This window comes from Amnibacterium endophyticum (assembly GCF_042680685.1).
Taxonomy (GTDB): Bacteria; Actinomycetota; Actinomycetes; order Actinomycetales; family Microbacteriaceae; genus Amnibacterium; species Amnibacterium endophyticum.
In genome coordinates this window covers 55660-79589 of the sequence record NZ_JBHUEA010000014.1, presented here as the reverse complement: position 1 = coordinate 79589, position 23930 = coordinate 55660, and the positions used below count along the sequence as shown (strand labels likewise).

The window sequence follows — 23930 nt, the reverse complement described above, 5'->3', positions numbered from 1 at the left end:
CCTTCGGCAGGACACCCGCCCGTCGGATCTCCTGCCGCACGTCAGCTGTCCTGCTGCAGGGCCTCCCCCGCGGGCAGGTCGAACCGGGTGCGGCGCCAGTCGACCGTCGACGGCGCGGGGGCGGGACCGCCGCCGGCCGCAGCCCGGTCCTCGTCCTGCGTCAGGCGGTGGACGCCGAGCGGGAGCGCGGGCCCGAGCAGCCGGCGGATCGCGGTCAGCTGCACCGCGAAGGACAGGTCCATCACGTCGATGGGGTTGCCCTCGCCGGCCACGATGTTCACGCAGTCCCCGCCGGCGAGCAGCCGGACCGCGCCGCCGCCCGGCAGGTGCAGCCGCTCGAGGTGGGGGCCGAGCCGCTCCGCGCGGGTGGCGGGCGGCGGCAGCACCTCCTCCGGGGCGCCGCCGGCGACCGCGACCGCCGCATCGGGCGCGCAGGCGGCGAGCACGGCCGCGTCGACGGTGCGCGGCGCACCGGTCGCCGAGACGACGAGGTCGGCGGTGCGGACCGCCTGGTCGAGCGGCGCGACGCGGTGCCCGGCGAAGCGAGCCGCGAGCGCCCGGCGCGGGTCCAGGTCCGCGACCGTCACGCGGGCGCCGAGCGCCGCGAGCCGCTGCGCGACGCCCTCCCCGACTGGCCCGAACCCGGCGACGACCGCGTCGCGGCCGGCGAGGTCGTCGCCCAGCACGCGGATGATCGCGAGCACGCAGGTCTCGCCGGTGCCGTGCCGGTTGTCGAACCACGACTTCGTCACGGCGTCGTTCGCCGCGATCACCGGCACGTCGAGCGCGTGCTCGGCGTGCATCGCCTCGAGCGGCCGCACCCCGCTCGTCGTCTCCTCGGACGCGCCCGCCATGCCGGCGACGACGTCCGGCCGCTCGCGGTGCGCGAGCCGCAGCACGTGCGCGCCGTCGTCGACGAGCACCCGCGGCCGGGCGTCCAGCAGCGCGAGCGCGTGCGCCCGCTCCTCGGCCGGCGTCGCGGTCGCCGACGCGTGTACGGCGACGCCGCGGCGGCGCAGCTCGGCCGCCACCGCGTCGTCGGTCTCCATCGCGAAGGCGAACACGTCGACCTCCGCGCCCGCCTCCTGCAGCAGCAGCGCGAGCACCGCGGTCTTCGGCTCGAGCACGAGCGACAGCCCGACCCGCACCCCGCGCACGGGCAGGCCGGCCGCGGCGGCGCGCGAGGCGGGCATGTGGGCGCGGGCGAAGTCGATGCGCTCCGCGGCGGAGGGCCCGCGGGTGGCGCCGTCCGCGAGCCGCAGGCCGTCCGCGTCGAGCACGAGGTCCGCCCCCTCGTCATCGACCCGCGCGCCGAAGCCGGAGAGCAGCGCGGCGTCCCGGTCGGTGCGCACCACGCGACCGGCGAGCCCGAGGTTCGTCGCGGCGGAGAAGGCGAGCAGCGCCGCGACGGGCGAGTCCGCGATCCCCGTCACGCGGTCAGGCTAGCGAGCGCCGCTGTCGCAGGGCGCGGCCAGGATGGAGGCCATGGCCGACGCCTCCCGCCCGCTGCACCTGTCGACGCGCGCGATCACCGCGGGCCGGCCGGCGCCCGGACCGGACGTGCCGCTGAACCCGCCGCTCGTGCTCGCCTCGACCTACGGCTCGTTCGGCGAGATGGAGTACGGCCGCTACGCGAACCCGACCTGGTCCGCCTTCGAGGAGGCCCTCGGGGCGCTGGAGGGCGGGCGCTGCGTGTCGTTCGCGAGCGGCATGGCGGCGATCGGGGCGGTGCTCGACCTCGTGCCCGTCGGCGGCCTGGTCGTCGCTCCGCGCCACTCCTACACGGGCACGGTCATGCGGCTGCGGCAGCTCGAGGAGCGCGGTGCGGTCCGCGTCGCGTGGGTCGACGTGACCGACGCGCGGCAGGTCGTGCACGCGGCGGAGGGCGCCGCGCTCGTGTGGCTCGAGTCGCCGACGAACCCGGCGCTCGAGCTGGCGGACGTGCCCGCGGTGGTCCGCGGGGCGCACGCGGCGGGTGCGCTGGTCGCGGTCGACAACACCTTCGCGACCCCGGTGCTGCAGCGGCCGGTCGAGCACGGCGCCGACCTCGTGGTGCACGCGGTCACGAAGTACCTGGGCGGCCACAGCGACCTGCTGATGGGCGCGGTCGTGACGCCCGACGAGGACCTCGCGGCGCGGGTGACCGCGCAGCGGTCGCTGCACGGCGCGGTGCCGTCGCCGTTCGAGGCGTTCCTCGCGCTCCGCGGCATGCGGACGCTCGCGGTGCGGGTGGAGCGGGCGCAGGCGAGCGCGCAGCGGCTCGTCCGCCGGCTCGAGGGGCACGCCGGCGTCGTCGAGGTGCGGTACCCCGGCTTCGGCGGCATCGTCTCCGTCGTGCTCCCCGACGCGGCCGCCGCCGACGCGCTGGTGCACGGCGTGCGGCTCTGGATCGCGGCGACGAGCCTCGGCGGGGTCGAGTCGACGCTCGAGCGGCGGCGGCGCTGGGCGGCCGAGGCGCCGACGATCCCGGAGGGGCTCGTGCGGCTGTCGGTCGGGCTGGAGGACCCGGACGACCTGTGGGCGGACCTCGCGCAGGCGCTCGCGTGACCGCCGTCGAGCACCGCTTCCGCGCTCCCGACGGCCGCACGATCGCGGTCGTCGAGCGGGGCGACCCGGCCGGCGTCCCCGTGCTCGAGCTGCACGGCACGCCCGGGTCGCGGCTGGACGGACCGGACGGGTCCGCGCTCGCGGGCGTCCGGCTGCTGTCCGTGGACCGGCCCGGGTACGGCGGCTCCGACCGCCTGCCCGGCCGTCGGGTCGTCGACACGGAGGCGGACGTCGCGGTCGTCATCGGGGCGCTCGGCCTCCCGCGCGTCGCGGTGACGGGCGGTGGCGGCCGCGGTCCGCACGCGCTCGCGGCCGCCTGGGCGCTGCCGCACCGCATCGCCGTCGCGGAGTGCCGCACCGCCCTCGCGCCGGCGGACGCGGACGGCCTCGACTGGTCCGAGGCGCTGCCTGCGTCGCTCGTCGCGGAGCTCGGCTGGGCGCGCGAGGGCGTCGCGCGGCTCGGCGCCGAGCTGCACCGCGAGGTGCTCGCGGACCTCGACGGGGCCGGTCCGGTCGCCCCCGTGACCGCGCCGACGCTCCCGGACCTCGGCCCCGGCCCCGCGGCGCGGCCCGCGTCCGGGAAGGACCTCGGCGAGGCGCTCCGCTCGGGCGTCCACGGCTGGGTCGACGACGACCTCGCCCTCGTCGCGGCGTGGGGCTTCGACCCGGCGGAGATCGAGGTGCCGGTGATCGTGCGCTGGGACCCGCACGGCCCCGCCGCCCCGCACGGCGCCTGGCTGGCGGGCCGCATCCGCGGCGCCGAGCCGGTGCCGCAGCTGGCGGACGACCCGGCCGAGCGCTCCCGGCAGCTGACCGAGCTGGCGGCCCGCCTCCGCTGATCGCTCCGCTCCGTCCCGTCTGCGCTCCCGCCGACGCGACCCGCGGACTTGCCCCTACTTGTCGCGACACGCGGGCGCGGACCACAACAAGCGGCAAGCCCGCGCTCCCCGCACCGCGGACTTGCCGCTGCTTGTCGCGACACGCGGGCGCGAACCGCAACAAGCGGCAAGTCCGCGGTTCTGGGTGAGAGGGAGGAGCACCGAGCGGACAGGAGGAGGTGGAGGCGCCGCCCGGGCGCCGGAGCAGAAGGAGCCGCCGTGCGCCGCCGCCTCGTCCCCGCCCTCGCCGGCCGCCGCCTCGTCCCCGCCCTCGCCGTCGTGCTCGTCACCGCGGGCGCGCTGACCGCCTGCACCGCTGGAGCGTCGAGCGGCTCCACCGCGGGCGGCGGCGCGAGCAGCGCCCGGTTCCAGGCGGGCGAGGGCCGGATGCCGACCGCGAGCGGCGGCACCGCTGCCGCCGCCTCGAGCCAGGCGCGCTCGGTCGTCACCACCGGCACGGTGCGCCTCGTCGCGGACCGGCCGATCGCAGCGGCGGAGGCGATCACCCGGCTGGCGGAGGGGGCCGGCGGCCGGGTCGGCACCTCGAACGAGGACCCGGCGGGCCGCGCTTCCGCCCGGCTCACGCTGCGGATCCCGGCGGACCGCTTCGACGACGTGCTCGCGGGCGTGAAGCGGCAGGGCGAGGTCCGCGACGTCTCGATCGACGCCACCGACGTCACCGCGCAGGTCACCGACTTCGCGGTGCGCATCGCGAACCTGCGCGCCTCCATCGACCGCCTGCGCACGCTGCTCGCGCAGGCGCAGGACGCCGACGCGCTGGTCCGCATCGAGAGCACGCTGACCGAGCGGCAGACGTCGCTGGAGCAGCTCCTCGCCCAGCAGCGGGACCTCGCCGACCGCGTGTCCTACGCCACCCTGTCGGTCTCGGTCGTGACGCCGGCGGCCGCACCGGCGCAGGGTCCCGGGGACTTCCTCGCGGGCGTCGCGGTCGGCTGGGACGGCCTCGTGCGGGCGGTCGCCGCGACGCTCGTCGGGCTGGGGGTCGCGCTGCCGTGGCTCGCCGTGCTGGCGGCGGCCGGCGGTGCGGGCCTGCTGATCCGCCGCAGGGTCCGGCGGCGCCCGTCGTCGGCGTGAGCGTCGCGCTGCCCGGCGGCACCGCCCGCTGGCAGGATGCGGCCGAGCAGGAGGTCCGGGTGGAGGGTGCGCCGAGCGACGCCGTCCTGCTCGCGCGCACCGGGCGCGGCGCGGACGCGGGCTTCGCGGAGGTCGTGCACCGCCACTCCGGCCCGCTGTACGCGGTCGCGTACCGGCAGCTGCAGTCCGCTGCGGACGCGGAGGAGATCGTGCAGGACGCGTTCGTGCTGCTCTGGCGCAAGCGGGCGCGGGTGCATCTCGTGGGCGAGTCGGCGCTGCCCGCCCTGATCGTGATGGTGAAGCACCTCGCGTCGAACCGGCGACGGGCGCGGGCACGGCGGCAGGCGCACGAGGGCGAGGTGCGCCCGCCCGCGCCCCTCGCGCTCGACGAGGGGACGGCGGTCGCGGACCTGCTCGCCCGCGCCTTCGCGGCGCTGCCGCCGCTCGACGCGCAGGTGGCACGGCTGTGCCTGGAGGAGGACGTGACGTACGCGGACGCCGCGACGCGGCTGGGCCTCACGGAGGGCGCCGTGCGCAACCGGCTCAGCCGGGCGCGCGCGCGGCTCAAGCGGGACCTGGAGGCGGACCGGTGAGCGACGGGCTGCCCACCGACGAGCAGCTGCGGCGGATCGCGCGCGGCGTGCACGAGCGCATCGACCGTCGGCGGCGGGTCGTCCGCGGGATCGCCGGCACGACCGCGGGCGTGCTGCTGCTCGCGGGCGGCGTCGCGCTGCTGCCGCGCACCATCGGCGCCTTGTCCGGTGCCGGCGGCGGGTCCGGCGGCTCCGCCGCCCGTCCGGCGTCGCAGGCCGCCGAGGGCTCAGCCTCGTCCGCCGCCTCCGTCGTCCAGGTGCGCTGCCACGAGCGGGGCGGCGGGGTCCGCACCACGACCGCGGCCGACGACCCGGCGAGCATCGCCGCCGCCTGCGGCACGGTCGACTTCCAGTCCGGAGCCGGTCGGATGCCGCGCCCCGCCTCCACCCCGCCCGCCGACCTGCCGAGCATCGCCTCCGCCTCGCCGGTCGTGGTCTGCCGCGCGGACGACGGCGTGCGGGACGTCTTCCCGGCGGGCGACGCGCCCCGCACGCTCTGCGAGCGCCGCGGGCTCCGGCCCTCCTGATCGCGCTCGCCCGGCTCGCCCAGGGATCCGGCACCCTCCGCCGCCAGGATGGCCGGATGCAGACGAGGGGCTTCGGGGCAGAGCTGCCCGCCTGGGTGGACGAGGAGGTCGCGGCCGCACCCGGGCTCGCGACGGACGAGGGGCGGATGCGGCTGCTGAACCGCCTCGCGAAGCGGAACGTCGAGGACGGGGGCGGTGGCCCCTTCGCCGCGCTCGCGGTGCGCGACGGCGGCGAGGTCGTCGCCGCGGGCGTGAACCGGGTGCTCGCCTCCGGCCTGTCGTCGATGCACGCCGAGGTCGTGACGATCTCGGTCGCGCAGGCCCGGCTCGGCACCTGGGACCTCGGAGCGGAGGCCGATCCGCTGCAGCTCTGGGTCAACTGGCGGCCGTGTGCGATGTGCTTCGGGGCGGTGCTCTGGTCCGGCGTGCGCACGCTGGTGATCGCCGGCGAGGGGCCGGAGGTCGAGGAGCTGACCGGGTTCGACGAGGGCCCGATGCGCGACGACTGGGCGGCGCAGCTCGAGGCGCGCGGCATCGCCGTGCGGATCGGCGTGCTGCGGGACGAGGCGGTCGACGTCTTCCGCGGCTACCGCGACACCCCGGGCGTCACCGTCTACAACGCGCGGACCTCCTCGTGAAGGACGTGCTGATCGTCGGGGCGGGCCTCGCCGGTGCCGCCTGCGCCCGCGTCTGCCTCGAGGCGGGGATCGCCGTGCGGGTGCTGGACCGCGGGCACAGGGCCGGCGGGCGGATGGCGACCCGCACGCTGCGCGACGCCCCGGGCGGCGAGCACCCCGTCGACACGGGCGCGCCCTACTTCACCGTCTCGGACGACGGCTTCCGCGAGGTCGCGGACCGCTGGCGCGACCGCGGCCTGATCCGCGAGTGGACGGACACGTTCTGGACGGCCGGGCCGTTCGGCCTGCGCGAGCCGAAGCCGGGCCCGATGCGGTACGCGTCGACGCGCGGGATCCGCTCGCTCGTGGAGGACCTGCTCACCGGGATCGAGGTGCGGCAGGAGGCCGACGTCGACGCGGTCGGCGTGCACCGCCTGGTCGACCGGGCGCACCCGGAGATCGTGGTGCTCGCGATGCCGGGCCCGCAGGCGGCACGGCTGCTGCAGGCGCACCACGCCGACCTCGCGGCGCTCGCCGACCAGGCCTACGCGCCGGCGCTCGCGCTCGTCGCCCGGTTCGAGGAGCGCACGTGGCCCGAGTTCGACGGCGCGTTCGTGTCGAACGTGCCGGAGCTGTCGTGGATCGCCGACGACGGGCGCAGCCGCGGCGACGGCGCCCCCGTGCTCGTCGCGCACTCGACGCCCGAGCTCGCGGCCGACCACCTGGACGACCCGTCCGCGGCGCAGCCGGCGCTGCTCAAGGCGCTGCGCGGGGTGCTCGGCGTGCACGCGGACCCCGTGGAGGCCCGCGTGCAGCGCTGGACCTACGCCAAGCCGACGAGCGGCCGGCAGTCGACCTTCCACCTCAGCGCGGACGGCATCGGCCTCTGCGGCGACGGCTGGGCGGAGAAGAGCAAGGTCGAGGCCGCGTGGGTCAGCGGCACCGCCCTCGGCGAGGCGATCGTCGACCGCCTCGCCTGACCCGTGCTTCCGTTTCGAAGGTGATCCGGCGCAGCCGGATCACCTTCAGAACGGAAGCAACGAGGTGAATCGCACGCGGGTGTAACGCCTCCCCGCCCTGCGGACATGTCCGGGCATGATGACGACGGTGCCGGACGAGGTCGCGCTCTGGTCGCGTGCCCGCTCCGGCGACGGACGGGCCTTCGCGGCGCTGTTCGACACCCACCGCGACCGCGTGTACCGCCACGTGCTGCGGCTCGTGCCCACCGCCTCCGACGCGGAGGACGTCGTCGCGGGCGTCTTCCTCGAGCTGTGGCGCAAGCGCGACGCCGTCGCGGTCGTCGACGGCTCGGTCCTGCCGTGGGCCCTGGTGACGGCGACGAACGTCGCCCGCAACACGCACCGCGGGCTGCGCCGCCACCGCGCCGCGATCGACCGCCTGCCGCGCGCCGAGCACCTCGTCGACCCCGCCGAGTCCGCGGAGGAGCGCGTCGAGCGCGAGCGGCTGCTCGCCGCCGTCCACGCGCTCGGCACCGCGGACGCAGGCCTGCTCCTGCTCGTCGCGCTCGAGGGCTACGGCGTCGCCGAGGCCGGCGCCGCGCTGGGCCTCTCGCCCGGCGCCGCCCGCGTGCGCCTGCACCGCGCCCGGAAGCGCCTGCAGGCGCGCCTCACCGACCCGCTGCCCGTGCTCCAGGAGGGAGACGCCCGATGAAGACCCGAGAGTTCGACCCCGTCCGCTCCGCCGCGCTGCGGAACGAGCTGGAGTCGCTGCCGACCGCGCGCAGCGCGCCCTCCGTCGCCGAGCGCCTGTGCCGCCCGCAGGTGTGGGTCACCGCCGTGACGGCGATCCTGCTGCTCGCCGCGACGGTCGGCGTGCTGCAGGTGACCGCCGCGCACGAGCCGCAGCCGGCGCGCACCGGCGGGCTGGACGCGCTGCAGCAGGTGACGGATCCCGATTCGGGCGCGTTCGTCGCCCGCGCGGTGCACGTGCTGCTGCAGGCCCGCGGCGAGGGGCTCGGGGAGCGCCGGTTCGAGGTCCCGAGCGGGACGGGCTCGGTGCGCGTCCTCCTCGTCTGCGCGAGCGACGAGCACTTCACGATCGACCTCTCCGGAGGCGGGGGCGCCCCCGCCTCCGGCGCATCGACGCTGTCCGGCGGGTGCGGGAGGACGATCGGCGGGACGGGCGACGTGCCGGTCGAGGCCGGAGCGCACCGGGTGGCGGTGCACACGCCCGCCGACGTCCGGTGGGACCTGCTGGTCATCCGGACGCCCGATCCGACCGTGAGGACGGGACCGGTGATCGACCCGCTCGCGGCCGTCCGCGACCCCTACGACCCGGACTCGCTGCCCGGCGACACCCGCCCGCTGCTGCAGGGCAGCGGCCGCGGGTCGGACCGCGTCTCCGGACCGACCGCGCCGGCCGGGGTCCGGCTCCGCGCCTACCTCGTCTGCTCCCCGTCGTCGTCCTCGACCACCGCGACGATCGACGGCCACCGAGTGCGCGGTTGCATGAACTCGATCGCGCACTGGTTCGACTTCACGCCCACGGACGGCCGCCTCGTGGCCGACGTCCGCGCGTCCGGGGACTGGGCGCTGCTGGTCGTCCGGGCACCGGCCGGAGCGGCCGGCGACTCCCCGGACGCGACCGTGCTGCCCTACCCGGCGGAGCAGCACGACGTACTGGCCCGGACTCGCGGATCCGGCGCGAGCGCCTCCGGCACCTATGTCCGCCGGTCCGCCTGGCTGACGCTGGTCATGACCTGCCGAGGCAGCGGCTCGCTCGAGGTCGAGACACCGGACGGCGGCACGCGGCTTCGCGGACGCTGCGACGGACACCCCATCGAGACGAGCTTCGGCGGCGAGGACGACGGCATCGGGAGGACGCGCACCTGGACGGCTGTGCCGCACGGCGACATCTCCTGGACCTTCCAGATCCTGGACGGCTCCTAGGCTGCGGCGACACCGCGCCGACCCCCTCCCGAACGACGGAGTCCTCCCCGACCCGTACCTCGAGATCGGCGTGTTGCTCCGTCGTTCGGGGAGGACTCCGTCGATCGGCGGGATCTCCGTCGTTCGAGAGCGGGTCAGGCGCCGTCGCGGGCCTGGGCGGCGAGGGCGCGCTCCGTGCGGCTCAGGTGCTCGGCGACGATGCGGCGCAGCGGGCCCGGCGCGTCCGGGTGCTCCTCCAGCCAGCCGCGGGTCGCGGTCGCGAGCCGGTCGGAGGCGAGCGGCGCCGGGTACAGCCCCTTCGCCAGCTCCTCCGCGATCACGAAGGACCGGGACGACCACAGCCCCTCGACGGCCGCGAAGTAGCGGTCGACGTAGGGCTCGAGGAGCGCAGGGTCCAGCACGCGCAGGAAGCCGCGGGTCGTGGACCGCACCTGCTCGTTCGTCAGGTCGTCCGCGTCGACCACCGACGACCAGGCCGCGTCCTTGCCGGCCGGCAGCGCGGCGCGGGCCGCGATCGCGGACTCGCGACCGGTCGCCGTGTCGTCCTCGTCGTGCATCGCGGCGATGCGTGACTCGTCCGCGCGGCCGCCTGCGACGAGCGACGTCAGCAGGGACCAGCGCAGCTCCGGGTCGAGCGGCAGGCCGGGCGCCGCGCCCGACTCGAGGTCCGCGACCCCGTCCAGCTGCTCGTCCGTCCGCGCGGCGCGGGCGAAGGCCCGCGCCAGCTGCAGCTGCGCGTCGCTGCCGGGCGCCGCCTCCGCCAGCAGCCGGTGCAGGCCGTCGGCGTACCGGGCGAGCACCTCGTCCCGCTCCCCCGGCGCGACGTACTGCTCGCCGGCGAGCTGCGCCTGCTTGAGCAGCGTGTCCCGCAGCGCCGCGCTCGTCTCGGCGCCCAGGTGGTCGAGCACCAGCTGCAGGAAGTCCGACGGCCGCGCCTCCCCGTCCCGGGTCATGTCCCAGATCGCGCTCCAGAGCAGCGTCCGCGGCAGCGCGGCGGGCACGTCGGAGAGCCGCTCCTGCGCGACGGCGAGCGACTGCGGGTCGAGCCGCACCTTCGCGTAGGCCCAGTCGTCGTCGTTCAGCAGCACGATCGCGGGGCGGTCGCCGTCGGCGAGCGCCGGCAGCTCGGTGCGCTCCCCCGTCACGTCGACGTCCTCGCGCTGGACGCGCACGAGCTGGCCGTCCTCGCCCTCCGGCTCGTACAGGCCGATCGCCAGCCGGTGCGGCCGCAGCACCGGGTCGCCGACCGGCGCGGGCTCCTGCCGCACGCAGAAGCGGGTGACGCCGCCGCGCGCGTCCGCGTCGATCTCCGGCACGAGCGTGTTCACGCCGCTGGTCTCGAGCCAGAGCGCGCTCCACGCGGTCAGGTCCTGCCCGCTCGCCTCCCCGACGTGCCGCAGCAGGTCCGCGAGCGTCGCGTTGCCCCACGCGTTCTCGGCGAGGTAGGCGGAGACGCCGGCGAAGAACTCGCGCCGGCCGACGTGCGCGACCAGCTGCTTCAGCACGCTGCCGCCCTTGGCGTAGGTGATGCCGTCGAAGTTCACCCAGACGTCCTCGACGGAGGCGATCTCGGCGACGACCGGGTGCGTGGAGGGCAGCTGGTCCTGCTCGTAGCCCCAGTTCTTCTCCGTCGTGGTGAAGATCGCCCAGGCGTCGGTCCACCTGGTCGTCTCGGCGGTGGCGAGGAACGACATGAAGGTCGCGAACGACTCGTTCAGCCACAGGTCGTCCCACCAGCGCATCGTGACGAGGTCGCCGAACCACATGTGCGCCAACTCGTGCAGCACGACCATCGCCCGCTGCGCCCGCTGCGCGTCCGTCGGGGTGGAGCGGAAGACGTAGACCTCGTTGAAGGTCACCGCGCCCGGGTTCTCCATGGCGCCCCAGTTGTACTCGGGCACGAAGACCTGGTCGTACTTGTCGAACGGGAAGGGGATGCCGAAGGCGTCCTCGTAGAAGCCGAAGCCCCCGCGGGTCGTCTCGAACACCTCGTCGGGGTCGATGTGCCGGGCGAGCGAGGCGCGGGTGGCGACGCCGAGCGGGATCGTGCGGCCGTCGCTCGTCGTCAGCTCGCTCGAGTGCACGACGTAGGGCCCCGCCATCAGCGCGACCAGGTAGCTGGAGATCGGGCGGGTGCGCCCGAAGCGCCACCAGGAGGCGCCGTCGCCGACGTCCTCGCGCGCCTCGACGGGCTGGTTGCCCATCAGCGTCCACTCCTCCGGCGCCGTCACCTCCAGCAGGAAGCGGCCCTTCAGATCCGGCTGCTCGAAGACGGGGAAGACCCGCCGGGCGTCGGTGACCGCCAGCTGCGTGTAGAGGTACACGCGCTCGTCCGCGGGGTCGACGAAGCGGTGCAGGCCCTCGCCGGAGGTCGAGTAGCGCATCGTCGCGACGACGGTCAGCTCGTTGCGCTCCGCGAGACCGGGCAGCGGGATGCGGACCCCGTCGCCGTGCGGGATCTCCCGCCCGTTCAGCCGCACCGACTCGACCTCGACGGTGAGGGCGTCGAGGAAGGTGTCGGCGCCGGGCGTCGCCGCGAAGCGGATCGTCGTCGTCGACCCGAAGGTCTCCGGGCCGCGGGTCAGGTCGAGCGCGACGTCGTACTCGAGGTCGGAGACGACGCTCGCGCGCTCCTCCGCCTCGACGCGGGTGAGGTTCTCCCCAGGCATGGCGACCATCTCAGCGCATCCCGCCGACGTCCCGCTCCAGGCGGGTCGGGAACCGGGCGGCCCCGGTCGTGACGGGGTCGCGCTCAGACGTCGGCGACGAGCGGGGCGACCTCGGTGCCGAGCAGCTCGATGCCGCGCAGCAGGTCCTCGTGCGCGAGCAGCGGGTTCGTCATCTGCAGCGACATCCGGTCGACGCCGCCGACCTGCGCGGCGATCCGCCGGATCTTGTCGGCGACGGTCTGCGGGTCGCCCATGAAGAAGGCGCCGTCGGGGCCGGAGGTCGCGTCGAACTGCGCGCGGCTCGGCGGCGCGAAGCCGCGCTCGCGGGACACGGCGGTGAACATGCGGTGCCAGCCGGGGAAGATCGTGTCCGCGGCCGCCTGCGTGCTGTCGGCGACGAAGCCGAAGACGTGCAGGCCGACCTGCAGGCGCTCGGGCGCGTGCCCGGCGTGCGCGCCCGCGCGGCGGTACAGGTCGATGAGCGGCGCGAACTGGCGCGGCTCGCCGCCGATGATCGCGACCATGAGCGGCAGGCCGAGCAGGCCCGCGCGGGCGAAGGACTCCGGGGTGCCGCCGACGCCGACCCAGATCGGCAGCGGGTCCTGCAGCGGCCGCGGGTAGACGCTCTGCTGGTGCAGCGGCGGCCGGTGCCGGCCCTCCCAGGTGACCTCGACGGAGTCGCGGAGGCGCAGGAGGAGGTCGAGCTTCTCCTCGAACAGCGAGTCGTAGTCGGCGAGGTCGAGGCCGAACAGCGGGAACGCCTCGGTGAACGAGCCGCGGCCGACGACGAGGTCGATGCGGCCCTTCGAGATGAGGTCGAGCGTCGCGAACTGCTGGAAGACGCGCACCGGGTCGTCGGCGGAGAGCACCTTGACCGCGCTGCCGAGCCGGATCCGCTCCGTGCGCGCGGCGGCCGCGGCGAGGATCACGGGCGGGGCCGAGTCGTAGTACTCGGCCCGGTGGTGCTCGCCGATGCCGAAGGAGTGCAGGCCTACCCGGTCCGCCAGCGCGATCTCCTCGAGCAGGTGGGCCATCCGCTCCGCGGGCCCGACCACGTGGCCGGTGCGCGGGTCCTCGACCGCGGAGACGAAGCTGTCGACACCGAGATGCATGGCTCGATCCTCGCAGCCGCGGCGCCTCCGCCGGTCCCCGCGCAGCTGCGGCCCCCAGGTGCAGTTGCGGCGCACCGTGCCGCCGCAACTGCACCTGACGACCGCACGGGGGCGCGGCGCTACGGTCGCCGGCATGGACGACCTGCACATCACCGGCGACGAGGCCGCGGACGCGCTGCTCTCCGCCGACCCCCTCGCCCTGCTGACCGGGATGCTGCTCGACCAGCAGGTCCCGATGGAGACCGCGTTCGCCGGGCCGGCGAAGATCCGCGAGCGGCTGGGCCGCTTCGACGCTGCGGCGCTCGCGGGCGAGGACCCGGAGCACCTGACCGAGGTCTTCCGCGTCACGCCCGCGGTGCACCGCTACCCGGGCTCCATGGCGGGCCGCGTGCAGGCGCTCGCCGGAGCGGTGCAGGACGAGTGGGGCGGCGACGCGAGCGCGATCTGGACCCGCGACGACCCGGACGGCGCGGAGGTGCTGCGGCGGCTGAAGGCGCTGCCCGGCTTCGGCGAGCAGAAGGCCCGCATCTTCCTCGCGCTGCTCGGCAAGCGCGGCCGTTTCTCGGGCACGGGCTGGCGGGAGGCCGCGGGCGACTACGGGCAGGACGGCTTCCGCAGCGTCGCCGACATCACGAGCCCGGAGTCGCTGGCGAAGGTGCGCGAGCACAAGCAGGCGCAGAAGGCCGCCGCGAAGCACTGACGCCGTCCACGGCAGTCCGCGCCGGCCCGGCCTGCGCCCCTCGCGGATCCGCAGAAGTCCCGTCGATCCGCAGAAACCGGTCGACACGCCGCTGCTCGGGCGCGAGTGGCGGCGTGTCGCGCCAGAACTGCGGATCCGCGCAGGAACTGCGGATCCGCGAAGGGGCGGGCGGTCAGACGCGGACGGGGTGCCGCGCGGCGAGCGTCGCGGCGAGCACGCCGAAGACGAGGAAGCCGGCGGTCGTACCGAGCACCACCAGCATCGGCGCGAACCACCCGCCGACGACCTGGTGCACCGCGCCGACGACGGGCGGTGCGGCGGCGGCGACGAGGTAGCCGCACGATTGCACGAAGGCGGAGAGCGCCGTGGTGCGGCGGGCGTCGCCGCCCACCTCCGAGATGATCGTGAAGATCGCCGTGAAGCCGCCGCCCTGCGCGATCCCGCCGGTGATGCTGCCGATCAGGAAGTGCTCCGGCGCGACGAGCAGCACGACCGGCAGGCTCATCCAGAGCACCCCGAGCAGCGCGATGACGGTGCGCGGCCGGAACCGCAGCGCGAGCACCGGCACCCCGATCGCCCCCGCGATGCCGGCGAGCTGGAACACGGAGGACGCGGATCCGGCGGTCGTGGCCGAGTAGCCGCGCTCGTCCGCGAGCAGCGTCGGCAGCCACGTCGTGATGCCGTAGTAGCTGCTGGACTGCGCCGCGAAGGCGGCCGCGAGCAGCAGCACGAGGGCGTCGGGGCGGAAGCGCGGGGACGCGGCCGTGGGCGCGGGCGGCGCGTCGACGGTGCGGCCGCGGCGCAGCACGACCAGCCAGACTGCGGCGGTCAGCACCCCCGCGATGCTCCAGACGGCGACGGCCGGCCGCCACCCCACGGCGGCGGCGAGCGGCACCGTGATCAGCGCCGTCACCATGGTGCCGACGTTGATGGCGACCGAGTAGACGCTGGTCGCGGCGCCGCGGCCGCGCGCCGGCACGTCCCGCCGGATCACGGTGGGCACGAGCACGTTGCCGATCGTGATCGCGAGCCCGAGCAGCACGACGGCGGCGAGCGCGAAGCCGAACCCGTCGATCGAGCGGAGCACGGTGGCGACGACGATGCCGCCGACGCAGACCTCGATCGCGCCCTCGAGCCCGACGCGGCGGGCGAGCCAGGGGGCGATCGGCGTCGCGAGGCCGAAGCAGAGCAGGGGCACGGTCGTCAGCAGCCCGAAGGCGGCCGGCGACACCGCCCAGTCCCGCTGCGCCTCGCCCGCGACGGGCGCCAGCGCGACGAGCGGGCTGCGCAGCTGGAACGCGAGCAGGACGATCGCCGCGAGCAGCAGCCCGATCCCGCTCCCCCGCCGCACCCCGCAACCCTTCCAGGCCGACGCTGAGCGCGCGGACGGCGCACCGGACGACGCCGTCCGCCGTGACGACGGGCCTCCCGCCCGGAGGGGCGCGGCGCCAGAATGACCGCGACGCGCGAGATCCGCCGCGTCGGGTGAGGAGTGGCGACGTGCTGATCGGCGTGCCCGCGGAGGTCAAGAACAACGAGTTCCGGGTCGCGGCGACGCCCGGCGGGGTCGTGGAGCTGTTGCGCCGCGGCCACGAGGTCGTCGTGCAGGCGGGCGCGGGCGTCGGCTCCGGCTTCGCGGACGCGGCCTACGAGGCGGCGGGCGCCCGCATCGCGCCGGACGCCGCCGCCGTGTGGGGCGACGCCGCGCTGCTGCTGAAGGTCAAGGAGCCGGTCGAGTCCGAGTACGGCCTCCTGCGCGCGGACCAGACCCTCTTCACCTACCTGCACCTGGCCGCCGACCGCCCGCTCGTCGACGCGCTCCTCGCCTCCGGCACCACCGCGATCGCCTACGAGACGGTGCAGCCGGCCGACCGCAGCCTGCCGCTGCTGATCCCGATGTCGGAGGTCGCGGGTCGCCTGTCCGTGCAGATGGGCGGCTTCCACCTGCTCGCCGCGGAGGGCGGGGCGGGCCTGCTGCTCGGCGGCGTCGCCGGCACGCCGAAGGCGAAGGTCGTCGTCATCGGCGGCGGCACGGCGGGCGAGCACGCGACCGCGGCGGCGGTCGGGCTCGGCGCCGACGTGACGGTGTTCGACATCAGCCTGCCGCGCCTGCGGGCGCTCGAGGTGCGCTTCGGCGACCGCATCCAGACCCGCACCAGCACCTACGCGGAGATCGGTGACCAGGTCGCCGCGGCCGACCTGGTGGTCGGCTCGGTGCTGATCCCGGGCGAGCGCGCGCCGAAGCTCGTCACGGACGAGATGGTCGCCGCGATGCGGCCGGGCAGCGTGCTGGTCGACATCGCGATCGACCAGGGCGGCTGCTTCGAGGGCTCCCGCCCGACGACGCACGACGACCCGGTGTTCCGGGTGCACGACGCGATCTACTACTGCGTCGCGAACATGCCGGGCGCTGTGCCCGCGACGTCCACCCGGGCGCTGACGAACGCGACGCTGCCGTACGTGGTCGCGCTCGCGGAGCAGGGGCCGGAGGCGGCCGTGGCCGCGGATCCCGCGCTCGCCGCGGGCGTGAACGTGCGAGCCGGCGACGTCGTGAACCCGCACGTCGCCCACGCCCTCGAGCGCTGAGCTCCGTTTCGAAGGTGATTCCGCCTGCCGGGATCACCTTCGAAACGGAGCTCAGGGGCCGGCGAGGGCGTCGCCGAGCGGCGTGCGGCGGTAGACGACGGAGCGCGCGAGCCGGCTCCGCGTGACCAGCCCCGCGTCCAGCAGCACCCGCAGGTGGTCGCCCGTCGCGCCGAGGGACGCCCCGGTCAGGCGCGCCAGCTGGGTCGTGGACGACGGCACGGCGAGCGCCAGCAGCAGCCCCGCGCGGGTGCGGCCGAGCAGCGGCGCGAGCGGGTCCACCGGCGCGGGCGCCTCCTCGAGCACCAGCCCGGCGCCCCGGGCCGGGTAGACGACGGTCGGCTGCCAGGGGGCGTCGTCGATCACGGCGAGCCGCTGCGCGACGAGGAACACCGAGGGCACGAGCAGCAGGCCCCGGCCGGCGAGGTCCTCCACGCCGTCCGCGGACGACTCGATCTCGACGCCGCCGTCGCGCCACGCGAGGCCCGCGTGCACGCCGGACAGCGCGGCGGACCACCCGTCGCGCGCGAGCCGCTCGGCACGGAACCGCACGTCGCGCTCCAGCACCGCCCGCACGCGCGCCCAGTCCGGAGCGAGCAGCCGGTCCCACGCCCGCTGCACGCCGTCGGCCAGCCGGGAGGTGACGTCCGGCGCCGCGAGCAGCGCGCCGACGGCCGCGTCGGGCCGGCGGCGGCGCAGCACCTCGCGCAGGCCGGTCGCGACGTCCGCCGGCTCCGCACCGCGGAGCGCGCGGAGGTCCGCCTCGATCGTCTGCTCCATGCCGGTCGGCGGCGGGGCGGCGAAGGAGGCGCCGTAGCCCGGGCCGTGCAGGAAGACGAAGGCCCGGACCGCGTCGTCGTCGCGGAGCGCGTCCAGTCCGGAGCCGAAGCGCCGGGTAAGCGAGCGGGGCGGCGAGCCGACAAGGGCGCGCAGCAGCATCGCCAGCTCGAAGACCGGCGAGACGGCGAACCGGGTCGCGGCGAGGTCCGCGGGCCCGACGAGGAGGCGCAGCACCGCTCCTCCTTTCGCCACACGGCGAAACTCTCGCACGGGAGGCCTGCTCGGCGCACGCTGCTGCCGTGACCGAGGCGCGCACGACCTACCGCTCCGTGTTCGCCTCCCGCGGCTTCCCCGCGCTGTACGGGGGCGCCGCGCTCGCGATGGCCGGCGCCTCGCTGCAGGTGCTCGCGTTCTCGGTGGCGGTCTACGACGCCACGGGGAACCCCGCGCTGTCGTCGGCGGCCTTCGCCGCGGGCTTCCTGCCGCAGGTCGTCGGGGGCGCGGTGCTGCCCTCGCTCGCCGACCGGGTGCCCGCCCGTCTGCTGCTGCCGCTCGGCTCGGTGACCCGCGCCGTCGTCGCGGCGCTGCTCGCGGCCGGGCTGGGCGGCGTCGGCGGCGGCATCGCCCTCGTCGCCGCCGCGGCGCTCGTCCAGCCGCTCTTCACCGCGGGGCAGTCGGCGCTCGTCTCGCGGCTGCTCACCGGCGACCGGTACGTGCTCGGCCGCAGCCTGTTCACGATGACCTCGATGGTCGCGCAGCTCGCGGGCATCGCCCTCGGCGGCGCGACGCTGCAGGCCCTCGGCCCCGCCCCGGCGCTGCTCGTCGCGGCGGGCGTGGAGGCGCTGTCCGCCGTGGTGCTCGCCGTCGGCCTGCCGCGGCTGCCCGTGCCCGCCGCCGCGGAGCGCTGGCACCTCGCCCTCACGCTGCGCGGGTACACGGCCGTGCTCCGCGCGCCGCTGCTGCGCGGCCTGCTGCTGCGGTGGTGGGTGCCGCTCGGGCTGTTCGTCGGCGCGGAGTCCCTCGCCGTCGCCTACGCGGGCGAGCTGCGCGCCGACGGCATCACCACGGCGCTGCTGATCGGCGCGCCGCCGGCCGGCGCGTTCGCCGGCGAGGTGCTGATCGGCCGCTTCTGCCGCCCCGCGACGCGGGAGCGCCTGGTGCTGCCCCTGCTGCTGCTCCTCGGCGCGGCGCCGCTGCCGCTCGCCCTGACCCCGCCGCCGGCGGTCGCGGTGCTGCTGCTCGGGGCGTCCTCCGTCGGCCTCGCCTACGCCCTCGGCGGGCAGGCGGCCTTCCGGGAGGGCCTCCCCGCCGGCCGGGAGGCGATCGGCTTCGGCCTGATGGGCGTCGGGATGATGACGGCGCAGGGGGGCGGCCCGCTGCTCGCCGGCCCGGTCGCCGCCGTCGTCGGCGCCGGACCCGCGATGGCGGTCTGCGGCGTCGCGGTGCTGGTCGTCGCGGTGCCGCTCACCCGCTCCGCACCCGCGCCGCAGCCCGCCTGAGGGGTTCGCGGATCCGCGAGCGCCGCGGGCGCGCTCAGGCGGCGGCGCGGCGCAGCAGCACCACGGGCACGAGCAGCACCGCGAGCACCCCGCAGCCGATCGCGAGCGCGCTGTAGCCCGCCGCCGCCGCGACCACGCCCGAGATCGCGCCGCCGCCCGCGCCGGAGAGCGCCACCAGCACGTCGACGGAGCCCTGCACCCGGCCCCGCTCCTCCGGGGTCGTCGCGTCGACCACCATCGCCGTGCCGGTGATGAGGCCGATGTTCCAGCCGAGCCCGAGCAGCACGAGCGCCGTCGCGGACGCCGCGACCGAGTCGCCGAGCACCGCCGCGGCGACGCCTGCGGTGAGCAGCACGACGCCCGCCGCCACGGCCATCCGCGTGCGGCCGATCCGGTCCACGAGCAGGCCGGTGCCGAGCGACGGCAGGTACATCGCGGCGACGTGCAGCCCGATGACGAGCCCGACGGCCCGCAGGTCGTGGTGGTGCTGCGCCAGGTGCACGGGGGTCATCGTCATGATCGCGGTCATCGCGACCTGCGCGATCACGAGCACCGTCGCCCCGACGAGCACGCCGCGGCGGAGCCCGCCGGGCGGCGCCGCGTCCCGCACCGGCGTTGCCGCGCGGAGGCTGCGTGCGAGCAGGAACGGGTCCGGGCGGAGCAGCGCGGTGAGCACGGCGGCCGCGGCGAGGTAGGCGGCGCCCGCGAGCAGGAAGGGGCCGACGAGCGCGGGCAGGCCCCAGGCGGCCGCGAGGGCGCCGGTCGCCGTGACCAGGTTCGGCCCGGCGACGGCGCCCGCGGTCGTGGAGACGAGCGCGATGCTGACGGCCGTGGCACGACGCTCCGCGGGCGCCAGGTCGGTGCCCGCGTACCGCGCCTGCAGGTTGGTCGCCGACCCCGCCCCGTAGACGACGAGCGCGGCGAAGAGGAGCGCGGCCGAGCCGGTCGCGCCGGCGACCACGACCCCGGCCGCTCCCACCGCGCCCGTCGTGAAGCCGGCCGCGAGCGCCGGGCGGCGCCCGTACCGCTGCACGCCGCGGCCGATCAGGAAGGCGGAGACCGCGGACCCGAGGGTCAGCGCCGCGACGGGCAGGCCCGCGTAGACGGCGCCGCCGAGCAGCTGCGCCGCGAGCAGCCCGCCGACGGTGATGCCGGCAGCGAGTCCTGCGCCGCCGAGCACCTGGCTCGCGACGACCACCCGCAGCGTCCGCCGCTGCACCGCGACCGGGTCCGCCTCCACGCGCACATCGTCCCGCACCGCGGCGGCCCGCGCTCCGGCGCGCCGCGCGCGATGCATACGGAGTATTGCAATACTCCGTATGCATCGAGAGAGGAGGGCGCATGAGCGTCCGACAGAGCCTGCTGGCGATCCTGGATCAGGCCCCGTGCTACGGCTACCAGCTGCGCGGGGAGTTCGAGTCGCGCACCGGCGGCACCTGGCCGCTGAACATCGGGCAGGTGTACACGACGCTCGAGCGCCTGGAGCGCGACGGGCTCGTGGACCGCGACGGCGCCGACGAGCAGGGGCGCGTGCGCTACGCGGTCACCCCGGCCGGCTCCGCCGAGGTCGCGACCTGGCTCGGCAGCCCCGTGGTCCGCGTGCAGACCCGCGACGAGCTGGCGATGAAGCTCGCGGTCGCCTGCACCCTGCCGGGGCTCGACGTCGCCGCCCTGATCCAGACCCAGCGCACCGCGACGATGCGGGCCCTGCAGGAGCTCACCCGCACCAAGGCGGACCAGGCGACGCCCTCCACCCCCGCCGACCTCGCGTGGTCGCTCGTCGTGGAGTCCATGCTCTTCGCCGTCGAAGCCGAGGCCCGATGGCTCGACCACGCGGAGGCGACGATCGCGCGGGCGACCCGGACCGGCGCGATCGGCGCCGCGCCCGTCGCCGCGCGCCCCGCCCGGACGACCGCCGAGGAGGGCCGGCGATGAGCGCGCCGCTGCTGCGCCTGACCGGTGTCGTCCAGCGCTACGGCACGGGCGAGACGGCCGTGACGGCGCTCGACGGCGTCGACCTCGAGGTCGTCCCCGGCGAGCTGGTCGCCGTGATGGGCACGTCGGGGTCCGGCAAGTCGAGCCTGCTGTCGATCGCGGGCGGGCTCGCCGCGCCGACGTCCGGCACCGTCGAGGTCGACGGGGTCGACATCGCCTCGCTCGCGCCCCGCCGGGTCGCGGCGCTGCGGCGCACGACGCTCGGCTTCGTCTTCCAGGACTACAACCTCGTGCCGACGCTGACGGCGGCGGAGAACGTCGGCCTGCCGCTCGAGCTGGACGGCTGGCCGCGCCGGAAGGTGCGTCGGGCCGCCCTCGACGCGCTGGCGGCGGTCGAGCTGTCCGCGCAGGCGGGCCGCTTCCCGGACGACCTGTCGGGCGGTCAGCAGCAGCGGGTCGCCATCGCCCGCGCCGTCGTCGGGCCGCGCCGGCTGATCCTCGCCGACGAGCCGACCGGCGCCCTCGACTCGCACACCGGCGAGATCGTGCTGCGGATGCTGCGCGCCCGCATCGACGCGGGAGCGGGCGGCGTGCTCGTCACCCACGACGCCCGGCACGCCGCCTGGGCGGACCGGATCGTCTTCCTCCGCGACGGCCGCGTCGCCGACACCGCCCGCGCCTCCCGTCCGGAGTCGCTGCTCGAGGACGTCCGCTGATGCGCGGCCGGCTCGCCCGCTGGCGCGTCGCGCTCCGGATCGCCCGCCGCAGCGCGCTGCGCTCCTGGGGCCGCTCCCTGCTGATCGTCGCGCTGATCGCCGCACCCGTCGCCGGTCTCGCGGCGGGCGCGGTGCTGCTGCCCAGCGCGCAGTCGACCCGCGCGGAGCGGGTCGCGAACACCCTCGGGCACGCCCAGGCGAAGCTGACGGTCGTCGGCAGGCCGGGCGACGGGGTCCGGCAGGGCGTCGAGGGCGGCGCCGACTACGTCGTCGGCGACGCGACCGGGGACGCGGCCCAGGTCGATCCGCGCACGCTGCTGCCCGCCGGGACGCGCGTGCTCGCGATCGGCGGCGGCGCGGCCGTGCTGCGGACCCCGAACGGCTCGACGAGCCTGCAGGCCGTGACGGGCCCGACCTGGGACCCCGCCTTGGACGGCGGGCCGTACGAGCTGCTCTCGGGCCGGCGTCCTGCGGCCGCCGACGAGGTGCTCCTCTCCCCCGCGGCGCTGACGCGGCTCGGGACGCAGGTCGGCGGCACGGTCCGCATGCTCGAGCCGAGGCCGCGCACCCTCCACGTCGTCGGCACCCTCCGCGACCGCGCTGAGGCGCGTGAGGCGCAGGTCGTGTTCGGCGCCGCCGGGCTGCTGCCGGCCGCGGACGCGACGCCGGACGCCTTCCAGTACTGGGTGCCGGACGCACCGGTCGACTGGGCGACGGTGCAGCGCCTCAACCGCGCCGGCACGACGGTGCTCTCCCGGGCCGTCCTCGCGGACCCGCCCGCGCTGCCGGCCGCGCTCGACTTCGACGGCGGGTCCAGGTTCCTCAACCCCGCCACGACCGTGCTGATCGGCATCGCGATCGCCTTCTCCGTGCTCGAGGTGGCGCTGCTCGCGGGCGCGGCGTTCCTGGTCGGGGCACGACTGCAGCAGCGCGCGCTCGCCACGGTCGCCACGGTCGGCGCCGATCGGGCGACGCTGCGGCAGGTCGTGGTCGGCTCGGGCGTCGTGCTCGGGCTGCTCGGCGGCCTCGTCGGGGTCGGTCTCGGGATCGGCGGCGCCGTCCTCGTGATGCGACTGACCGACGACGGCAGCTGGAACCGCTGGCCCGGGCTGCACCTCGAGTGGCCGCTGCTGATCGGCATCGTCGTCTTCGGGGTCGTCGTGGGCTGGATCGCCGCGCTCGTCCCCGCGCGGGCCGCGAGCCGGTTCGACCTGGTCCGCGCGCTGCGCGGGGCCCGCACCCCGCAGCGCATCCGCGCGAGACGCCCCGTCGTCGGCCTCGTGCTCGTGGTCGTGGGGATCGCGGCCACGCTCGCGGGCGGCGCCGTCCTGTTCGGGGCGCTGCGGCAGTCGGGGGGCGGCGGCACCAGGGCGCAGCTCGGCGCGGCCGCGCTGCTCGGCGGCGGGCCGGTGGTCGCGCAGCTCGGCATCGTGCTCTGCGCCGGCCTGCTGCTGCGCGGGGTGACCCGGCTGCTCGACCGCGCGCCGCTCGGCGTGCGGCTCGCCGCCCGCGACACCTCGCGCAACCTCGGGCGCACGGTGCCCGCAGTCGCGTCCGTGATGACGACCGTCTTCCTCGCGTCCTTCGCCATGTGCATCGCCAGCACCGCCGCGGAGCAGGACGACGCCGCCCACTTCTGGGTCGCACCCCGGCCGGGGCTCGCGGTGTCGCAGATCGGCTGGTCGCCGGACGCGACCCGACCGACGGCGGAGGAGGTGCGGGCGTGGGAGGGCACCCTCGAGCGGACGCTCCCGGTCGCGCGTGCCGCCGTGCTGCGCGACACCCGCGAGGGGTCGGACAGCGAGCACCCGTCGGACCGAGAGGTGCAGCCGATCGTCCGCTTCCCGCGCGACGCCGTGTGCGACGCGCGCTCGAGCCGAGACGTCGCCGACCGGTCCTGCGGCCCCTGGTCGACCGCGTCGTCCGGCTCCGCGCAGCGCACCGTCGGCGTCGGCGACGCGGACGCCCTCGCCCTGCTGCTCGGGCACGCTCCCTCCGCGGCCGCCGTCCGCGCGCTCGAGGAGGGCGGCGCCGTCTCGCTGCGCAGCGATCTCGCGCCCGGCGGAGTGGTCCCCATCGACTGGTTCAGCCCGAAGCAGCTCGCCTCGGGCGACGTCTCGACCCTGGCGCCCCGGAGGACGACCCGCCTGCCCGCGGTCGTCGACCTGCCGGAGCACCCGGTCGGCACCTCCGTACTCGTCTCCAGCGCCACCGCGAAGGCGCTCGGGATGCGCCCGGTGGCCGACACCGTGCTGCTCTCCTTCGCCCGTCCACCCACCGACGCGGAGCGCGACGGCGCCGACGCCGCGCTCGGCGCACTCGTGAACCAGCCGAACTCGCGCTGGGTCCAGGTGGAGACCGGGCCCGCCCGGCTCGGGCCCGTGATCGCCTGGTACGTGCTGCTCGCCTGCCTGCTGATCGCCGTCGCCGCCGGCGCGACCGCGATCGGGCTCGCCCGGGTCGACGGCCGCGCCGACGACCTCACGCTCGCGTCGCTCGGCGCCGCCCCGCGCCTGCGGCGGACGGTGGCCGCCGTGCAGGCGCTCGTGGTCTGCGGCCTCGGCGCCGTCGTCGGCGGGCTGCTCGGGCTGATCCCCGCGATCGCGATCGGCGGGGCGACGAACTCGTTCCCGTTCTCGCCGCCGCAGGCGCAGCTGGCGCTCCTGATCGCGGGCATCCCGCTCGCGGTCGCCGCGGGCAGCTGGCTGCTCTCCGGCGGTCGTCGAGGCGACCTCACCCGACGGACCGCGATCGCCTGAAGGACCCGCGG

General features: G+C 76.7%; 21 protein-coding genes. 15 read left to right on the top strand and 6 right to left on the bottom strand.

The genetic code is table 11. The features are described from left to right. Positions 1–41: 41 nt before the first annotated feature. A complete protein-coding gene (locus ACFSBI_RS10235; RefSeq protein WP_377934601.1) occupies positions 42–1433 on the bottom strand; it encodes an adenosylhomocysteinase in 1392 nt (463 codons plus the stop codon). A 52-nt stretch (positions 1434–1485) separates the two neighbouring features. Between ACFSBI_RS10235 and ACFSBI_RS10230 the strand changes: the two genes are divergently transcribed. The 9 genes from ACFSBI_RS10230 (at position 1486) to ACFSBI_RS10190 (ending at position 9166) form a co-directional block, all read left to right on the top strand. After that, entirely contained in the window at positions 1486–2547 is a 1062-nt protein-coding gene (locus ACFSBI_RS10230; protein ID WP_377934599.1) for a trans-sulfuration enzyme family protein, read from the top strand. Continuing rightward, positions 2544–3386 (top strand): alpha/beta fold hydrolase, encoded by an 843-nt coding sequence (locus ACFSBI_RS10225; protein ID WP_377934597.1) that lies wholly within the window; start codon positions 2544–2546, stop codon positions 3384–3386. Before ACFSBI_RS10230 ends, ACFSBI_RS10225 begins: the two co-directional genes overlap by 4 nt. Positions 3387–3644: 258 nt before the next feature. Beyond that, positions 3645–4520: a DUF4349 domain-containing protein gene (locus tag ACFSBI_RS10220; RefSeq protein WP_377934596.1), complete on the top strand. Its 876-nt coding sequence runs from the start codon at positions 3645–3647 to the stop codon at positions 4518–4520. Then, positions 4517–5113, top strand: a complete 597-nt coding sequence (locus ACFSBI_RS10215) for an RNA polymerase sigma factor (RefSeq protein ID WP_377934595.1) — start codon at positions 4517–4519, stop codon at positions 5111–5113. Before ACFSBI_RS10220 ends, ACFSBI_RS10215 begins: the two co-directional genes overlap by 4 nt. Next, a complete protein-coding gene (locus ACFSBI_RS10210; RefSeq protein WP_377934593.1) occupies positions 5110–5640 on the top strand; it encodes a hypothetical protein in 531 nt (176 codons plus the stop codon). Before ACFSBI_RS10215 ends, ACFSBI_RS10210 begins: the two co-directional genes overlap by 4 nt. A gap of 56 nt (positions 5641–5696) precedes the next feature. Next, positions 5697–6278 carry a nucleoside deaminase gene (locus ACFSBI_RS10205; protein ID WP_377934591.1) on the top strand — a complete coding sequence of 194 codons (582 nt, stop codon included), beginning with the start codon at positions 5697–5699 and terminating at the stop codon, positions 6276–6278. Further along, positions 6275–7237: an NAD(P)/FAD-dependent oxidoreductase gene (locus tag ACFSBI_RS10200; protein ID WP_377934590.1), complete on the top strand. Its 963-nt coding sequence runs from the start codon at positions 6275–6277 to the stop codon at positions 7235–7237. Before ACFSBI_RS10205 ends, ACFSBI_RS10200 begins: the two co-directional genes overlap by 4 nt. A 127-nt stretch (positions 7238–7364) precedes the next feature. Next, entirely contained in the window at positions 7365–7928 is a 564-nt protein-coding gene (locus ACFSBI_RS10195) for an RNA polymerase sigma factor (RefSeq protein ID WP_377934589.1), read from the top strand. After that, entirely contained in the window at positions 7925–9166 is a 1242-nt protein-coding gene (locus ACFSBI_RS10190) for a hypothetical protein (protein WP_377934587.1), read from the top strand. Before ACFSBI_RS10195 ends, ACFSBI_RS10190 begins: the two co-directional genes overlap by 4 nt. Before the next feature lie 134 nt (positions 9167–9300). Here ACFSBI_RS10190 and pepN read toward each other — a convergent pair whose 3' ends face one another. Then, positions 9301–11835, bottom strand: a complete 2535-nt coding sequence (gene pepN, locus ACFSBI_RS10185) for an aminopeptidase N (RefSeq protein WP_377934585.1) — start codon at positions 11833–11835, stop codon at positions 9301–9303. An 83-nt stretch (positions 11836–11918) separates the two neighbouring features. Then, positions 11919–12947, bottom strand: coding sequence for an Atu2307/SP_0267 family LLM class monooxygenase (locus ACFSBI_RS10180; protein WP_377934583.1), 1029 nt, complete (start codon positions 12945–12947; stop codon positions 11919–11921). Positions 12948–13080: 133 nt separating this feature from the next. Here ACFSBI_RS10180 and ACFSBI_RS10175 point away from each other — a divergent pair, with 133 nt between their 5' ends. Further along, positions 13081–13647, top strand: coding sequence for an HhH-GPD-type base excision DNA repair protein (locus ACFSBI_RS10175; RefSeq protein ID WP_377934581.1), 567 nt, complete (start codon positions 13081–13083; stop codon positions 13645–13647). A 172-nt stretch (positions 13648–13819) separates the two neighbouring features. On the opposite strand, the gene ACFSBI_RS10170 is transcribed toward ACFSBI_RS10175, so the two are convergent. Continuing rightward, the gene (locus ACFSBI_RS10170; protein ID WP_377934579.1) at positions 13820–14998 is read right to left on the bottom strand and encodes an MFS transporter; all 1179 of its coding nucleotides are present in this window, start codon (positions 14996–14998) and stop codon (positions 13820–13822) included. 149 nt (positions 14999–15147) lie between these two features. Here ACFSBI_RS10170 and ald point away from each other — a divergent pair, with 149 nt between their 5' ends. Next, positions 15148–16233, top strand: coding sequence for an alanine dehydrogenase (ald, locus tag ACFSBI_RS10165; protein ID WP_377934577.1), 1086 nt, complete (start codon positions 15148–15150; stop codon positions 16231–16233). A 51-nt stretch (positions 16234–16284) separates the two neighbouring features. Here the strand turns inward: ald and ACFSBI_RS10160 are convergent, their stop codons facing one another. Beyond that, positions 16285–17244 (bottom strand): DUF5937 family protein, encoded by a 960-nt coding sequence (locus tag ACFSBI_RS10160; protein WP_377934575.1) that lies wholly within the window; start codon positions 17242–17244, stop codon positions 16285–16287. Positions 17245–17309: 65 nt separating this feature from the next. Between ACFSBI_RS10160 and ACFSBI_RS10155 the strand changes: the two genes are divergently transcribed. Then, entirely contained in the window at positions 17310–18509 is a 1200-nt protein-coding gene (locus tag ACFSBI_RS10155; protein ID WP_377934574.1) for an MFS transporter, read from the top strand. Positions 18510–18543: 34 nt separating this feature from the next. Here ACFSBI_RS10155 and ACFSBI_RS10150 read toward each other — a convergent pair whose 3' ends face one another. After that, positions 18544–19749, bottom strand: a complete 1206-nt coding sequence (locus ACFSBI_RS10150) for an MFS transporter (protein WP_377934572.1) — start codon at positions 19747–19749, stop codon at positions 18544–18546. 101 nt (positions 19750–19850) lie between these two features. Between ACFSBI_RS10150 and ACFSBI_RS10145 the strand changes: the two genes are divergently transcribed. Genes ACFSBI_RS10145 through ACFSBI_RS10135 form a run of 3 tightly spaced genes read left to right on the top strand, consistent with a single transcriptional unit; the run spans position 19851 to position 23919 of the window. After that, complete coding sequence (locus tag ACFSBI_RS10145; RefSeq protein ID WP_377934571.1) at positions 19851–20444, top strand: PadR family transcriptional regulator; 594 nt, start codon at positions 19851–19853, stop codon at positions 20442–20444. Beyond that, positions 20441–21160, top strand: a complete 720-nt coding sequence (locus tag ACFSBI_RS10140; protein ID WP_377934569.1) for an ABC transporter ATP-binding protein — start codon at positions 20441–20443, stop codon at positions 21158–21160. The genes ACFSBI_RS10145 and ACFSBI_RS10140 overlap by 4 nt, the downstream gene beginning before the upstream one ends. Next, positions 21160–23919 (top strand): FtsX-like permease family protein, encoded by a 2760-nt coding sequence (locus tag ACFSBI_RS10135; protein WP_377934567.1) that lies wholly within the window; start codon positions 21160–21162, stop codon positions 23917–23919. Before ACFSBI_RS10140 ends, ACFSBI_RS10135 begins: the two co-directional genes overlap by 1 nt. The last annotated feature ends 11 nt before the right edge of the window (positions 23920–23930 follow it).